This is a genomic window from Enterococcus sp. DIV0176 (genome assembly GCF_050528535.1).
In the GTDB taxonomy this organism is placed as follows: Bacteria; Bacillota; Bacilli; order Lactobacillales; family Enterococcaceae; genus Enterococcus_B; species Enterococcus_B thailandicus.
The window spans coordinates 522,450-537,632 of sequence record NZ_CP172879.1; the positions used below are offsets into that span (position 1 = coordinate 522,450).

General features: G+C 36.3%; 12 protein-coding genes. 9 read left to right on the forward strand and 3 right to left on the reverse strand.

Annotated features, from left to right (window positions below; all coding sequences use genetic code 11):
* The first annotated feature begins 113 nt into the window (after positions 1–113).
* The 3 genes from pta (at position 114) to IGJ66_RS02555 (ending at position 2,406) form a co-directional block, all read left to right on the forward strand.
* Positions 114–1,094, forward strand: coding sequence for a phosphate acetyltransferase (gene pta, locus IGJ66_RS02545; protein ID WP_071868813.1), 981 nt, complete (start codon positions 114–116; stop codon positions 1,092–1,094).
* Between the two features lie 321 nt (positions 1,095–1,415).
* On the forward strand, positions 1,416–1,889 hold the full coding sequence (gene tsaE / locus IGJ66_RS02550) for a tRNA (adenosine(37)-N6)-threonylcarbamoyltransferase complex ATPase subunit type 1 TsaE (RefSeq protein WP_067485401.1): 474 nt from the start codon (positions 1,416–1,418) through the stop codon (positions 1,887–1,889).
* Positions 1,882–2,406 (forward strand): N-acetyltransferase family protein, encoded by a 525-nt coding sequence (locus tag IGJ66_RS02555; protein ID WP_430617012.1) that lies wholly within the window; start codon positions 1,882–1,884, stop codon positions 2,404–2,406. Before tsaE ends, IGJ66_RS02555 begins: the two co-directional genes overlap by 8 nt.
* 358 nt (positions 2,407–2,764) lie before the next feature.
* Here IGJ66_RS02555 and IGJ66_RS02560 read toward each other — a convergent pair whose 3' ends face one another.
* Positions 2,765–3,298, reverse strand: a complete 534-nt coding sequence (locus tag IGJ66_RS02560; RefSeq protein WP_430617013.1) for a 3'-5' exonuclease — start codon at positions 3,296–3,298, stop codon at positions 2,765–2,767.
* An 81-nt stretch (positions 3,299–3,379) separates the two neighbouring features.
* Positions 3,380–4,135 carry an exodeoxyribonuclease III gene (locus IGJ66_RS02565; protein WP_067481517.1) on the reverse strand — a complete coding sequence of 252 codons (756 nt, stop codon included), beginning with the start codon at positions 4,133–4,135 and terminating at the stop codon, positions 3,380–3,382.
* Between the two features lie 119 nt (positions 4,136–4,254).
* On the opposite strand from IGJ66_RS02565, the gene IGJ66_RS02570 reads away from it, so the two are divergent.
* The 3 genes from IGJ66_RS02570 to IGJ66_RS02580 all read left to right on the forward strand — a co-directional run bounded on the left by IGJ66_RS02570 (position 4,255) and on the right by IGJ66_RS02580 (position 8,085).
* The gene (locus IGJ66_RS02570; protein WP_430616791.1) at positions 4,255–5,175 is read left to right on the forward strand and encodes a Gfo/Idh/MocA family protein; all 921 of its coding nucleotides are present in this window, start codon (positions 4,255–4,257) and stop codon (positions 5,173–5,175) included.
* A gap of 72 nt (positions 5,176–5,247) precedes the next feature.
* Positions 5,248–6,174, forward strand: a complete 927-nt coding sequence (gene murB / locus IGJ66_RS02575) for a UDP-N-acetylmuramate dehydrogenase (RefSeq protein WP_067481519.1) — start codon at positions 5,248–5,250, stop codon at positions 6,172–6,174.
* 396 nt (positions 6,175–6,570) lie between these two features.
* The gene (locus tag IGJ66_RS02580; protein WP_311797911.1) at positions 6,571–8,085 is read left to right on the forward strand and encodes a flavocytochrome c; all 1,515 of its coding nucleotides are present in this window, start codon (positions 6,571–6,573) and stop codon (positions 8,083–8,085) included.
* 897 nt (positions 8,086–8,982) lie between these two features.
* On the opposite strand, the gene IGJ66_RS02585 is transcribed toward IGJ66_RS02580, so the two are convergent.
* Entirely contained in the window at positions 8,983–9,699 is a 717-nt protein-coding gene (locus tag IGJ66_RS02585; RefSeq protein WP_067481521.1) for a GntR family transcriptional regulator, read from the reverse strand.
* Between the two features lie 158 nt (positions 9,700–9,857).
* Here IGJ66_RS02585 and IGJ66_RS02590 point away from each other — a divergent pair, with 158 nt between their 5' ends.
* Genes IGJ66_RS02590 through IGJ66_RS02600 form a run of 3 tightly spaced genes read left to right on the forward strand, consistent with a single transcriptional unit; the run spans position 9,858 to position 15,168 of the window.
* On the forward strand, positions 9,858–11,201 hold the full coding sequence (locus tag IGJ66_RS02590; protein ID WP_067481531.1) for a PTS sugar transporter subunit IIC: 1,344 nt from the start codon (positions 9,858–9,860) through the stop codon (positions 11,199–11,201).
* A 36-nt stretch (positions 11,202–11,237) separates the two neighbouring features.
* Positions 11,238–13,874 (forward strand): glycoside hydrolase family 38 C-terminal domain-containing protein, encoded by a 2,637-nt coding sequence (locus IGJ66_RS02595; RefSeq protein ID WP_271026886.1) that lies wholly within the window; start codon positions 11,238–11,240, stop codon positions 13,872–13,874.
* Positions 13,840–15,168, forward strand: coding sequence for a glycoside hydrolase family 125 protein (locus IGJ66_RS02600; RefSeq protein ID WP_086270606.1), 1,329 nt, complete (start codon positions 13,840–13,842; stop codon positions 15,166–15,168). Before IGJ66_RS02595 ends, IGJ66_RS02600 begins: the two co-directional genes overlap by 35 nt.
* Positions 15,169–15,183: the final 15 nt, after the last annotated feature.

Consider the following 15,183-nt stretch of genomic DNA (forward strand, 5'->3'; position numbering starts at 1 on the left):
TATGTGAAAAACTTCATTTTTATAGCATTTATGACTAATACAGATAAAATAAACTGTTCTTTTTTTTGAGAATAGTGTATGATTGGGTATATAAAATATCTGGAGGTCATCTCGTGGAATTGTTTGATAATTTAAGATTTAAAATTGTTCGTCGTGGTATTAAAATCGTTTTTCCAGAAGCAACTGATGCAAGAATTTTGGGCGCTGCTGCTCGTTTGAAAGCAGAAGAATTGATGGAACCAATTTTGATTGGTAACCCAGAAGAAATCAAAAATGCAGCCCATGCGCGTGGGATTAAAGCTTCAGGATTTACAGTCATTGACCCTGCTAATTATGCACAATGGGATGAAATGGTTGATGCTTTTGTTGAACGTCGTAATGGAAAGGCATCCAAAGAACAAGCACAAGAAATTTTAAAAGATGTCAACTATTTTGGTACAATGTTGACTTATATGGGGATTGCTGATGGCATGGTTTCTGGTGCTATTCACTCGACTGGTGATACAGTTCGTCCAGCTTTACAAATCATCAAGACAAAACCTGGTGTGAGTCGTACAAGTGGTGCGATGATTATGGTTCGCGGAAGAGATCAAGAAAAATATGTCTTTTCTGACTGTGCAATCAATGTCAATCCAACGGCGCAAGAATTAGCTGAAATCGCTGTTGACTCAGCTAAGACAGCTGAATTATTCGACATCGAGCCAAAAGTTGCGTTGATGAGTTTTTCAACAAAAGGTTCTGCAAAAGCAGCTGAAGTAGATAAAGTTGTAGAAGCAACAAAAATTGCGAAACAATTAGCACCTCAATACATGATTGATGGTGAATTACAATTTGATGCTTCATATGTGCCAGCAGTTGCACAATTGAAAGCACCTAATTCAGATGTAGCAGGCCAAGCAACTGTTTTTGTATTCCCAGAGCTTCAATCTGGAAACATTGGCTATAAAATTGCGCAACGTTTTGGTAACTTTGAAGCAATTGGTCCAATCTTACAAGGTCTAAACAAGCCAGTTTCTGATTTGTCACGTGGGGCAAATGAAGAAGATGTTTATAAATTGTCAATTATTACGGCAGCACAAACTTTGATGGACTAATAAGGTTGTGGCGTCAAGCGTTCAGCTCTGAAAAAATAAAGAATAACTGACAAAAATAGCTGCTTATGTTTTTGGACAGTTATGAATTATTTCGAGGAGTTGCTTGGGGAACACCGTGAATAAGGTTGTGGCGCAAGGTGGTTAGCTTCAAGCGGTCATCTCCAACAAATAAACCAACAAACGTTTTATTTTTGAAAAGTTGATTTTTAGTAAGAGTGTATGGCTTCGGTCGACACTCTTATTTTTTCTTTAAAAATCGGTTGTTCCACGTTATACTTGCACATAGAAACAGGACGAATCATAGAAAGTAGTGAACCAAAAATGATTGAATTAACAGGATTAGACATGACAGAAAAACTTGCGAAGGTAATTGGGCAAGTTGCTGAAGCAGGCGACAATTTAATACTAACTGGTGATCTTGGTGCTGGAAAAACGACGATGACCAAGGGAATTGCTCTAGGATTAGGCATCGATCAAATGATTAAAAGCCCAACCTATACGATTATTCGCGAGTATGGACAAGGACGCTTACCGTTATATCACATGGATATCTATCGCGTGGCAGCAAGTGGTGCTGACTTGGGATTAGATGAGTATTTTGAAGGTGACGGGCTTTCTGTTGTTGAATGGGGAAATCTACTGGAAGAGGCTGTACCAGAAGATTATTTGGAACTGATTTTAGAAAAAAGTGATACAGATTTGGATAAACGCTATGTGAAGTTCCGCGCATATGGCAGTCAAGGAGCAGATTTTGAAAAAAGAATACGAAATGGATGGGAAGAAATCAATGGCTGAGGAAATTAGTGTGGTAATCCGTGAAGCTGCTCCAGAAGATGCCCAAGAAATTTTGACAATGAGTAAACAAGTTGGCAGCGAAACAGAATTTTTAGTGATGGATGAAGAAGGCTTGCAATTGTCCCCAGAAGGACTTGCTTTAGAATTAGGTTATTTGGCTGAAAGTGCGAATAATTTGCTATTGGTTGCTTTAGTTGGGGATAAAATTGTTGGGACAGCTTCCGTAAAAGCTACTAGTGAATACCGAATCGCTCACATCGGAGAAATTGGAATTAGTTTACTAAAAGAGTATTGGGGCTTTGGTTTAGGAACATTGCTGATTGAAGAAATTATTGATTGGGCAAAGAACAGTGAAGAAATTTTTCGCTTGGAGTTACAAGTTCAAGTTCGAAATGAACGCGCAGTACATTTATATCAAAAATTGGGTTTTAAAATTGAATCAACGATGCCAAGAGGTGCGCGAAGTGATACGGGTGAATTTTTAGATGTGTATCAAATGAGTTATTTGAATTTATAAGTATAAGATGTGTTTCTAGTAAAATGATTAGGGAATTAAAAAGAGGAACGGCTCATAGTGTGCCCCAAAAGTTAGCTATTCTGGTCTAACTTTCGATGTACACTATAAACCGTGCCTCTTTTTTTGTCTTTAAGTGTTAAAAAATTGTTTGTTTTGATTGTGGTAGTTCAAAATATCAAAAGCTATTTTGAGTGACTGTTCGCTAGCTTGTTGGACTGAACGCTTGGCGCCACAACCTTTATCCACGGTGTTCCCCAAGCAACTCCTCGAAATAATTCATAACTGTCCAAAAACATAAGTAGCTATTTTTGTCAGTTATTCTTTATTTTTTCAGAGCTGAACGCTTGACGCCACAACCTTACTTCAAAGTAACCAATTTCTTAAGTGGCTCCGTCCCAAAATGCTTTTCTTGATAAAGCAAGATTTCAGCACAAGCTCGACTATCTTCTAGCGCATCGTGATGATGATCTAGTGAGATAGAGAGATTCTCACAAACCGTATTGAGTTTGTGGTTAGGGAATTCTGGAAATAGTTTGCGACTACTTTTTACTGTACATAATGATAAATAATTTGGTTGAGCTAGCTGATAGTAGTCTAAGCAGCCAGCTAAAACTTTAGTATCAAAAGCGGCATTATGTGCAACAATCAGCCGATTTTGTTGAAAATAATTTTGAATAGTTGACCAAACCTCTGGAAATTTTGGTGCATTTCGCACATCTTCTTGATGAATCCCATGAATTTGAACATTACGCCAGAAAAAAGGTGTTTCAGGCTGGATCAAGGTATAATATTCATCAACGATTTGACTATTTTGGACCATCACTAATGCCAACGAACAAGCACTATATGGTTGATGGTTAGCCGTTTCAAAGTCCATTGCAACGAAGTTCATTTTCATAAAACCTCCTTTTTAAAAAGTATTCTAACATAGATTGTCGAAAAATAAACTGTTTCTAGTAATCAAAATAAATCTTTACATTTTTAAGTCTAATTCAACTGGGCAATGATCACTACCGAAAATTTCAGTGTGGATTTTGGCATCGATTAAGTTGCTATCCAAAGAACGACTTGTTAAAAAATAGTCAATGCGCCAGCCAGCATTATTTTTCCGTGCATTAAAGCGATAGCTCCACCAAGAATAAATACCTTCTTGCGTTGGGTAAAAATGACGGAAAGTATCAGTAAATCCTGTAGCAAGTAAGTGTGAAAAGGCAGTTCGCTCTTCAATGGTAAAGCCAGCATTTTTTTGATTTGTTTTCCAATTTTTTAAGTCGATTTGTTCATGTGCCACATTTAGATCACCACAAATAATTACTGGTTTTTGTTTGTTTAACTCATTTAAGTAATTTTCAAAAGATTTTTCCCATTCAAGTCGATAAGCTAATCGCTTTAATTCGCTTTGTGAGTTGGGCGTGTAACAGGTAACTAAGAAGAAGTTTGGGTATTCCAATGTAATCAAACGACCTTCTTGATCGTGTTCATCAATGCCCATACCGTAAGAAACAGATAGAGCCTCTTCCTTAGCAAAAATGGCGGTACCTGAATAACCTTTTTTGACTGCATAATTCCAATATTGATGATAACCAGGTAAGTCTAACTCAATTTGTCCTTCTTGTAATTTAGTTTCTTGTAAACAAAAGAAATCTGCATCTAGTTCATGAAAGACCTCCATAAAATTTTTCTTCATAATCGCTCTAAGGCCGTTAACATTCCAAGAGATAAGTTTCAAAATAGACACTCCTTTTTACTTTAAGTACGTCTTTTTTTCTGTTCTCATTGTACTTCAATTTTATCGAAATGAAAAATAGTGTAAGATTGAGTTAAGAAACCGTTATTGGAGGAGAACAAATGAAGATTGGCGTAATCGGTGTTGGCAACATTGCAGAAAAAGCATATCTACCAACTTATGCAAAAAATCAAGGAACATTGACCTTTTATTTTGCAACTAGAAATGAACAAACTAAAAAAAGAATCAAAGAGATGTATGGATTTTCTCATTTGTATGAAACGATTGATGAATTGATTGCAGAAAAAATCGAAGCATGTATGATTCACGCAGCAACAAAAGTTCATTATGAACTCGCAAAAAGATGTTTAGAACAGGGAATCCATGTGTTTATTGACAAACCATTAAGTACTTCGTTGCATGAAGTAGCTGAGTTACAAGCCTTGGCAAAAAAACATCAGGTTGTGCTGATGATTGGGTTTAATCGCCGTTTTGCGCCAATGGTTGAAGAATTGAAGCAATTGCCAAATAAACGTCTGATCCAATTACAAAAAAATCGGATAGCTGCTCAAGAAACAACTGAATTTGTTGTGTATGATCTCTTTTTACATTTAGTCGATACAGCTGTTTATTTATTGGATGAACCAATTACCCAAGTGAACAGTAAAATTATTGAAAAGAATGACTACTTAGAACTTGCTGTGTTGCATCTCGAAACGGCGAATCAAACGGCTATTTTAACAATGGACTTGAGAAGTGGTGCGAATACAGAACAGTATCAAGTAACAAGTGAACAAGGGACGTACGAAGTTCGTAATCTGACACAGATGACGATTCAACAGGAGGGACAAACACGCCAAAAGGAGTTTGGGGATTGGACGAACACTTTAGAAAAACGCGGATTTGAACCAATGATTATGGCATTTTTTGAACAGATCCAACACACGCAACCGAACAATCAACAGTTAAAACAAACAGGGGTTTATCAGAGTCATGAACTTTGTGAACAAATGATTCGGACACAGCTTCGTCACTTGCTTTAACATCGAGGGTAGTAACTTTGTTTTAAGCGTGATAGAATAATGTGGATGTTTTAATAGAAAGGAAAATCCTCAGTGAATAAAGAAGAAGTAATGAAGCACTTACCAGAGATAACTTTGCTCTTAGATGAACCGTTGATGAATTATACATTTACCAAGACTGGTGGACCAGCAGATGTTCTTGCTTTTCCAAAGAGAAAAGAAGAAGTCAAAGAAATCGTTGATTATTGCAGAGTAAACCAAATTCCTTGGATGGTTTTAGGAAATGCTAGTAATTTGATCGTTCGTGATGGCGGAATTCGTGGCGTAGTTATTATGTTGACTGAAATGAATGCTGTTCATGTAGAAGATATGGTTGTTGTAGCAGAAGCGGGTGCGAAACTAATTGATACAACTTACGCAGCTTTGGCAGAATCATTAACAGGTTTTGAATTTGCTTGTGGAATTCCAGGAAGTATCGGTGGCGCTGTTTATATGAACGCCGGAGCTTATGATGGTGAAATCAAGGATGTATTTGCAGAAGTAGATGTTTTGCTTGAAGATGGAACGATGCAAACATTGACTAATGAAGAAATGAATTTCTCTTACCGTCATAGCGAAATCCAAAAAATGAAGGCAATCGTGTTAGAAGCACGTTTTCAATTGAAAAAAGGGGATTACCCACAAATCAAAGCGCGAATGGATGAACTAACTGAACTGCGTCAGTCTAAACAACCACTTGAGTACCCTTCTTGTGGTAGTGTGTTTAAACGTCCTGTTGGGCATTACACTGGGCAATTAATCCAAGAAGCTGGCTTGCAAGGCTTAAAATGGGGCGGCGCACAAATTTCTGAAAAGCATGCAGGATTTATTGTCAATATTGATCATGCAACAGCAACAGACTATGTGGAATTGATTGGCCATATTCAGCAAGTAATCAAAGAAACGTTTGATGTAAACTTAGAAACGGAAGTTCGAATCATTGGTGAATTGGCTCCAGAAAAAAATTTAACAAAATTTTAAAAGAAGGTTGTGGCTCCAAGCGCTCAGCTTCGAAAAAATAATGAGAAACTGACAAAAATAGCTTTTCATATTTTTGGACAGTTATGAATTATTGAGAGAAGCTGCTTGGGGAACACCGTGGATAAGGTTGTGGCTTCAAGCATCCATCTTCGAGTAAATAAGAATAACCAAAAAAATAGTTTATTATCTGTTTGAGTAATTACCTGATGAAGACTTCAAAAAAAGTTGTGACGATTGTCACAACTTTTTTTGTCGATTAAAAATTATGTTATGTTTTTATTTATCAAATACTTGGTAGTGTCTGATTTTTTTAGATGACTTTTAAATTTTTCTCATAGCAGTTGTTATTGTGATTTTATTCACTTATAATAGGCTTTGGGAAAAAGGAGGAAAAAAATGAAAAAATTATTAGCAAGTTTATTTATTGTTACATCTGTTATCACGATGAGCGCCTGTTCATCAGATAATTCAGCTTCAAAAGAATCATCAAACTCAAGTACAAAAGAGACAACAGATGTGTCTTCTGGTGCATCTGAGCAAGCATATACTGATCCAAAAGAAATGAAAGATTCCTATGATCTAGTGATTGTTGGTGCTGGTGGAGCTGGAATGACTGCTGCAATTGAGGCAAAAGATGCTGGTCTAAATCCCGTGATTTTAGAAAAAATGCCAGTTGCGGGCGGAAATACTTCAAAATCTTCAAGCGGAATGAATGCCTCTGAAACAAAATTCCAAAAAGCAGATGGCATTACAGATTCAAATGATGCGTTTTATGAAGAAACATTAAAAGGTGGCGGAGGAACGAACGACAAAGAAATGTTACGCTACTTTGTTGATCATTCAGCAGACGCTATTGATTGGTTAGACACAAATGGTATTACTTTAGATAACTTAACGATTACTGGTGGAATGAGTGAAAAACGTACACATCGTCCATCTGATGGTTCTGCAATTGGTGGGTACTTAGTTGAAGGTCTTTTGAAAAACGTTCATGAACGTGAGATTCCAATTTTTGTAAACACAGACGTAACAGATATCAAGAAAAATGACGGTACAGTGAATGAAGTAACTGTTCAAGTGCAAGGCGAAAAACCAAAAGAAATCACTGGAAAAGCAATTGTCGTAACAACTGGTGGTTTTGGTGCAAGTAAAGAGTTGATTGAAGAATATCGTCCAGACCTAAAAGGCTATGTAACAACTAACCAAGAAGGTTCAACTGGTGATGGAATCAAGATGATTGAAAAACTTGGCGGACAAGCAGTGGATATGGATAAAATTCAGATTCATCCAACTGTTCAGCAAGATAAAGGTGTTTTGATTGGCGAAGTTGTCCGTGGTGAGGGTGCAATTCTTGTCAATAACGATGGTGAACGTTTTGTAAATGAAATGGATACTCGTGATAAAGTATCAGCAGCAATTACTGCTTTACCAGACAAATCAGCTTACTTGATTTTTGACCAAGGTGTACGCGACCGCGCGAAAGCAATTGATTTCTATGATGAAAAAGGCTATGTTACAGCTGGTGACAGCATTGAAGAGTTAGCCAAAGCAATCAACGTTCCTGAAGAAACATTAGCAAATACAGTTAACACTTGGAATAGTGAAGTAGCAGATAAAAATGACACACAATTTAATCGTACAACTGCAATGGATAATGACCTATCAAAACCAAAATATTATGCAATCAAAATCGCACCAGGAATCCACTATACAATGGGTGGTGTGAAAATTAATACCAATACAGAAGTATTAAATGCAGATAATGAACCAATTAAAGGTTTATATGCAGCTGGTGAAGTAACTGGTGGCTTACATGGAGATAACCGAATTGGTGGAAATTCAGTAGCAGAAATTATTATTTTTGGACGTCAAGCTGGTCAACAAGCAGCTAAATTTGTTTCTGAAAATTAAAAATGAGCTTGGGGTAGCAGTTGCCCCAAGCTTTTTTGTTTAAAATGTTTTTTTATAATCTAGTAATCAGTAGGACAAACGAGACTGGGATAAACCTAAAAATCCAGTTGTTCTTAACACATTTTTTAATTTAAAAAACGCCTAAAATCAACGTTTTCAAAAACGAATTTTAGGCGTTTTTTCTATTTAGGCGACTTTTGCCCCAGTTCCGTTTATTTTTTACAGGTCTTATAACTAAGTATGTGTGGATAGCTATTTAGAGTAACGGCTCGCTATCTGTTCGGAGCTAAGCAGTTTGCGCCACAACCTTTTACGGTGTTCCCGAAGTAGCTTCTTCGGTAATAAGTCCTCTTTTTATAAAAATATAGAAAGCTATTTTTATAAAAGATTCCTTATTACTTGAAGCTAACCACTTTGCGCCACAACCTTTTACGGTGTTCCCAAAACAACTCCTCGAAATAACTCATAACTGTCTAAAAATATAAAAACTATTTTTGTCAGTTGCTCATTATTTTTTCGGAGATGAACGTTTTGCGCCACAACCTTATTCACGGTGTTCCCAAAGTAGCTTCTTCGGTAATAAGTCCTCTTTTCATAAAAATATAGAAAGCTATTTTTAGAAAAGATTCCTTATTACTTGAAGCTAATCACTTTGCGCCACAACCTTATTCACGGTGTTCCCAAAGTAGCTTCTTCGGTAATAAGTCCTCTTTTCATAAAAATATAGAAAGCTATTTTTAGAAAAGATTCCTTATTACTTGAAGCTAACCACTTTGCGCCACAACCTTTTTTACGATGTTCAAGAAGTAACTCCTTCAAAATAAGTCTAAACTATTCAAAAATGTGAGCAGCAATTTCTGGTAATTTATTCTTATTTATCGGGACTGGACACTTCTTTCACAATTTTTTTAAATGTACATCCAAAACAAACTTACTTTGATTGCTAATAAAATAGGATTTTGAAAATTCAAATGCTCGTCCTTTTTGATCGTAACCAATTTGCTCAATCACCAATACAGCATCATTTTTTTTGATTCCTAAAGAGGCACTAACTTCTTCATTTGCTTGGTCTGCATAAACAATTCGACGCGCATCAACCAGCTGCAACTTGGCTTCATGCCCTAGATAATCATAGACAGATCCTTGCAGTATTTCTTCGGTGATAGGTGCGATTGCAACAGGCATAACAACATGTTCAAAACTATAATACTGACCATTCAATAAACGGACACGCTTAAATTCATAGACAGGGTCTGTTTTATTTAAAGATAAATTTTGCTGTTCTTCTTCTGTAGGCAAACGCGCATCAAAAAATAAAATATTACTTTTGATTTCTTGATCACGATGAGAGTAAGTTACCCCAACTGGCAGATCTAAAGGGAGTAATTCACTTGTATTATTTTCAATTGTTGGGCGAATATATGTACCAGATCCTTGCTTACTAAATATTAATCCCTCGTTTTCTAATAAAGATAGTGCTTTTTTTAACGTAATACGAGAAACATCATATTTTTCTGCAAAAAATTCTTGGGTAGGCAATAAAGTCCCAGCACGATAATGATTTGTTAGAATATCACGCTTGATATCTGAATAAATTTCACGGTATTTATACAATTTGTAAACCTCACTTTTTATTATTTGTATACACATTTTAATATAAAATAGATAATTTGTATATATAATTATAAAATTAAATGTTTACAAATTATCTTAGTTGTATATAATTAAATCAGAAAACGTTTTCTCTAAAAAGTAGAAAAGGGAGTATTACTATGAAATTTGATGTACAAAAACTTCAAGAACCATTGTTAAAAGTTTCAGCTTGGGTTGAAGGCAATACTATTTTACAAGCTGTAAAAAATGCGTTTGTCCGCACCATCCCGTTTACTGTTGTTGGCTCATTTTCAAATTTAATTAAAATGCAGATCGATGCATTGATTAAAAATCAAGGAATCGATAATGCGATTTTAACAAATATCAGTAATTTATTTGGTTACTTAGGAAATGCTACATTAGGAATCGTTGCTATTATTGTTGTTTTTTCTTCAGCTTATTCATATGCAATTGAACTAAAACATAAAGAAAAAAATGAACGTTTAAATCCGATTATTGCAACATTACTTGCGTTGTCTGCTTACTTTGTAATGGTACCAAATAATGTGAATTATCTCGACTCTAAGGCGGAAATTATCGAAGGATTTGCTTCTTCTTTCTTCAGTTATGAAGGAATGTTTACTGCGTTGATTGTTGGAATGATTGCCGTTGCTTTATTTGCTCGGTTTACACGAAGCAAATTTACAATCAAGATGCCTGGAAATGTCCCACAAAATGTTTTTGATTCCTTCTTCTCATTGATTCCAATCAGTGAAGTATTATTGATTTTTGGTGTTCTTCGCATTGTAATCCAATCATTAGGATATGTTTCATTGTTACAAATGATTTCTGAAGTATTGATTAAACCACTGTTGACTGTTGGAACAGGATTGCCTGCAATCATTATTGTCATTTTATTACAACAAATTTTATGGTTCTTAGGATTACATGGTTTTAATATTGTTTGGGGAGTTGTTTCCGCATTTTGGTTACCAGTTTTCTTAGAAAATGTTGCCAAATTTGCAGAAACACAAAGTTTTGCTGGCATTTCAATTGCACCAAACACAATGACGAATGTCTATGCAATGATTGGTGGTTCAGGGGCAACCTTTGGCTTGATCATCGCCATGCTGATTTTTACGAGAAAAGGTGAGAAAGAACGAGAAGTTGCTAAATTAGCATTGATTCCTGGATGCTTTGGTATTAATGAACCAGTTATTTTCGGATTACCAATTGTTTTAAATCCATTGATGTTTATTCCGTGGATTGTTGTACCAATTGTCAATGCAGTAATTGCCTATGTGGTGACTTCACTTGGCTGGGTCGTACCATTAGTTGTTTTGAATTCAGGAAATGAACCAATTTTTATTAGCACTTGGGTCTTAGGCGCATTCCATATCAGTCCAGTAATCTTGACTTTTGTATTGGTTGTCTTAGACATCATTATGTATGCACCTTTTGTCATTTTGAATCAACGACAAGAACGAGCAGCCGATCAATTAATGGCGCATTCAGCTGAATAATAACATGAATTGTAGAAGAATAGAGGAGTGGCACGCATGAAAGACATTTACACCGTCGCACATACCCATTGGGATTTTGAATGGTATTTTACCCGTCAAGAAGCACGCGTTCAATTTATTTTCCATATGGATGAAGTTTTGGAAGCTTTAGAAACGAATCAGTTAGATTATTATACGTTAGATGGTCAAATGTCGATCATCGAAGATTATTTAGCTTTATTTCCAGAAAAAGAAGTAGAAATCAAAAAATTTGTGACAGCAGGACGTTTATTTATTGGGCCATGGTTTACACAAATTGATGAAATGACTACCTCAGGTGAATCAATTGTTCGTAATCTAAAAATCGGAATTACAGAAGCAAAAGCACTAGGTGGCGTGATGCGAGTTGGTTATCTTCCAGATTCTTTTGGACAAGGACAAGATATGCCCAAAATTTATCAAGGATTTGATATTTCTCATGCATTATTTTGGCGAGGAATGCCAAGAGAAGCGAATGCCCGTTATTTTTACTGGTCAAGTAATGATGGTTCAAAAGTCCTAACAGCTAATATTAAAAATGGTTACTATGCTGGTGTGGAATTGGTTGAGCAAAATCAATTTGATGAGCTTGCAGAAAAAATCAGTACACAGACACCGAGTGAGACCCATTTGTTACCTGTTGGTGGCGACCAACGAGCAGTTGACTTTGATTTGAAACAACGAATCAGTTTAGCCAATCAAGAAAGTGAAGAAGCTACTCGATTCATTGAAAGCAACTATCCGGTTTTCTTTAAATCTTTAGAAAACGAATCAGAAAAACTGCCTGAACTTTCTGGAGAATTTATTGAACCATCTGATTCAAAAATTCATCGTGGCATTTATTCTTCTAGATATGATTTGAAACAGGTTTATGATCGATTAGAACGTAGCTTGACTTACCAATTAGAACCACTATCTGTCGTAGCAGCAAATCACGGTATTCCTGTTAAACAAGGACTGATTACCAGTCTATGGAAAATCGTTGCTAGAGGACAAGCTCATGATAGCGCAGGCGGTTGTAATAGCGATAAAACGAATCAAGACATTTATTTGCGTGGGGTTAATGGATTGCAAGAAGCTCAGTCTTGTGTTGACTATTTATTGCGGAAACTAAGTATTTCTTTAAATCACGGACAAGACAATCAAGTTTTTCTTTGGAATCCGTTACCCTTTGAGTTAACAACAATTCGTAAAGTAGCACTTTCAACTAAAACAGCTACTTTTTCATTAGTCGATCAAAAGGGACAACCGGTTGAAGTTGAACTGTTAAGTCAAAAACGAGAAAATGCCGCACTCTTGAGAAGAGATCCTGAGGCAATGAGTGATGAACATTATTATGTAAGTGAAGTAGCAATCGAGTGTACATTACCTTCAATGGGCTGGCTTTGTTTTACGGTCGAAGAAACAACTGCAAGTGTACCACAGCTCACAAAAGCAACGGAGTTAGAAAATGACTGGTATGTTATCCAATTGAAAGAGGGAAAACTGAACCTTTATTCAAAAGAATTGAAGAAATGGTACCATGATTTCTTATGGTTTGAAGACAGTGGCGATGAAGGGGACACGTATGATTATTCGCCAGCGTTTAATGATTGGTTCTTAAAACTTGATTTTTCACAGCATAACCAAGCAATGGTTGAGCAAGGGGACTTGATTAGTCGAATGACGATTGAGGGAGAATGGGCCTTACCTTTTGACCTATGTTCACGAAAAGAACAAGTAACAGATGGAACAGTCAGCTATACGATGGTTCTGGAATGCAATAAGCAAACGAACTTGATTGATGTGCATCTAACACTGGATAATCAAGTGCTTGATCATCGCTTACGTTTGATGATTGCAACAAAAACAAAGGCCGTGGTTTCTACAAGTGATACACCATTTGGCATAATAAAACGTCCAATAGAAGAAAAACATTTACCTGATTGGAAAGAAATCGGGTATAAAGAAGAACCGACAAGTATGCGACCAATGTTACATCTTGCCAATCTCCATGATGAAAAAGAAAGCTGGTCATTTTTAACTAGAGGTACGAAAGATTTTCAAGTAATCGATGGCGAAAGGCAGCAATTAGCAATCACTGTTTTCCGTGGTGTGGGTTACTTGGGACGTCCAGATACATTGCGAAGACCCGGAGATGCCTCTGGACTTCAAACAAAAGTTGTTCCAACACCAGATAGCCAATTAGTAGGTACAGTTGTGTTCGAAGGCAGCCTTGTTTTAGATGAATTTTTCGATAGCCAGAAGTTACAAACCAACTATTTAGAAACAACACAAGAAGCACTTGACTATCAGACACAGGAACTGAATCGTTTTACAACACCAATCCAATATTTCCCAGTCAATCCAAAATCACTTATTGAAGACCCACGTGGAAAAGTAACCATCGATGAACTGACAGTTGTGTTTAGTAGTCTTCAAGCAACGATTGATGGAACAGGGATTGAATTACGTTTGTATAATCCAACAGATGTAGCACAAACAGCACCAGGTAAACTCTCTTTTGATGCACCTACTGAAGTAAAATTACTGAACTTGGAAGGGAAAGTAATTGATTCGGTAAGCGAAAATGTGACTACTTTACCGATGAGTGCTTTCAAGCCAGGTGAAATTCGAACGTATGGCATTTTTTTCAATCAAAAAGAAATGGAGTAGTGACGTGATCAATCAAACAGACTTAATCAATGAAATCCAACAATATGCAATGACTATCAATTTAAAAGATGCAAAAGCAACAAAGTTATTTCAACATGCACTCGTTGATACAATTACGAATACGGTTTCTGTGAGAGAAAATGGCGAAATCTTTGTTGCTACAGGTGATATTCCTGCCATGTGGCTAAGAGATTCAACTTTTCAAGTCTTGCCATATTTAGAAATCGTCCATGAGGTCCCGACAATCAAACAATTGATTCATGGCGTATTGAAGCAACAATTAACGTATATCAAACATGATCCTTATTCTAATGCGTTTAACAAAGAAGTTGGTGGTGGTCATTACAGTAATGACACGTCGAATATTCCAATTTCGCCATTAGTTTGGGAAAGAAAATTTGAAATTGATTCATTATGTGCGCCATTTTTCTTAGCGTTTCATCTCTACAAAAAAACGGGTTATGAAGCACATTTGACTCCTGATTTTTGGGCGGTCGCTGAGTTGGCAATTGACACTTTTATTACGGAACAGCACCATGAATCATCAGATTATCTTTTCCAACGTACAAATTGTCCGCCATCAGATACTTTAGCGAGAGAAGGAAGAGGAACACCGATAAATTATACTGGAATGGTCTGGAGTGGCTTCCGTCCAAGTGATGATGCATGCACTTATGGTTACTTTGTTCCAGGAAATCTATTTATTCTAGTTATCTTGGATCAATTGCTGGAATTATTAGCAGTGAAACCGAAAGAAGACCAAGAAGTATTACGTCAAAAAATCCAGAAATTACAAGAAGACATCTCAAAAGGTGTCCAACAATTTGCTATTTTAAATGACGAAAATGGTGAAAGTTATTATGCATATGAGGTAGATGGTTTAGGAAATCATTTATTTATGGATGATGCAAATGTTCCTAGCTTATTATCTTTACCGTTTTTAGGTTACATGAAAGAAGACAATCCGCTTTATCAAACAACACGCCAGAAAATTTTAAGTAAAGAAAATCCTTATTATTATTCTGGAACCTACTTGGCAGGAATTGGCAGTCCACATACACCACCAAACTATGTCTGGCCAATTTCACTTGCGATGGAAGGCTTGACTTCAACGAATCGTAACTTTGTTGAAGAAAAAATTGATCAAATTGCTAAAAACGACGCTGGAACTTTGCAGTGTCATGAGGGAGTTGATGTGGATAATCCCGAGAATTATACGAGAGAATGGTTTTCTTGGGCGAATATGACGTATTGTGGGTTGGTTTTTCACTATTTGAATTTAGGTGGAAAATGAATAGTTAAATGCTGC

What these genes read in the sequence shown, in the direction of transcription:
- tsaE (WP_067485401.1), top strand. Translation starts at nt 1,416, where the DNA reads ATGATTGAATTAACAGGATTAGACATGACAGAAAAACTTGCGAAGGTA.
- IGJ66_RS02555 (WP_430617012.1), top strand. Translation starts at nt 1,882, where the DNA reads ATGGCTGAGGAAATTAGTGTGGTAATCCGTGAAGCTGCTCCAGAAGAT.
- IGJ66_RS02560 (WP_430617013.1), bottom strand. Translation starts at nt 3,298, where the DNA reads ATGAACTTCGTTGCAATGGACTTTGAAACGGCTAACCATCAACCATAT.
- IGJ66_RS02570 (WP_430616791.1), top strand. Translation starts at nt 4,255, where the DNA reads ATGAAGATTGGCGTAATCGGTGTTGGCAACATTGCAGAAAAAGCATAT.
- IGJ66_RS02580 (WP_311797911.1), top strand. Translation starts at nt 6,571, where the DNA reads ATGAAAAAATTATTAGCAAGTTTATTTATTGTTACATCTGTTATCACG.
- IGJ66_RS02590 (WP_067481531.1), top strand. Translation starts at nt 9,858, where the DNA reads ATGAAATTTGATGTACAAAAACTTCAAGAACCATTGTTAAAAGTTTCA.
- IGJ66_RS02595 (WP_271026886.1), top strand. Translation starts at nt 11,238, where the DNA reads ATGAAAGACATTTACACCGTCGCACATACCCATTGGGATTTTGAATGG.
- IGJ66_RS02600 (WP_086270606.1), top strand. Translation starts at nt 13,840, where the DNA reads ATGGCATTTTTTTCAATCAAAAAGAAATGGAGTAGTGACGTGATCAAT.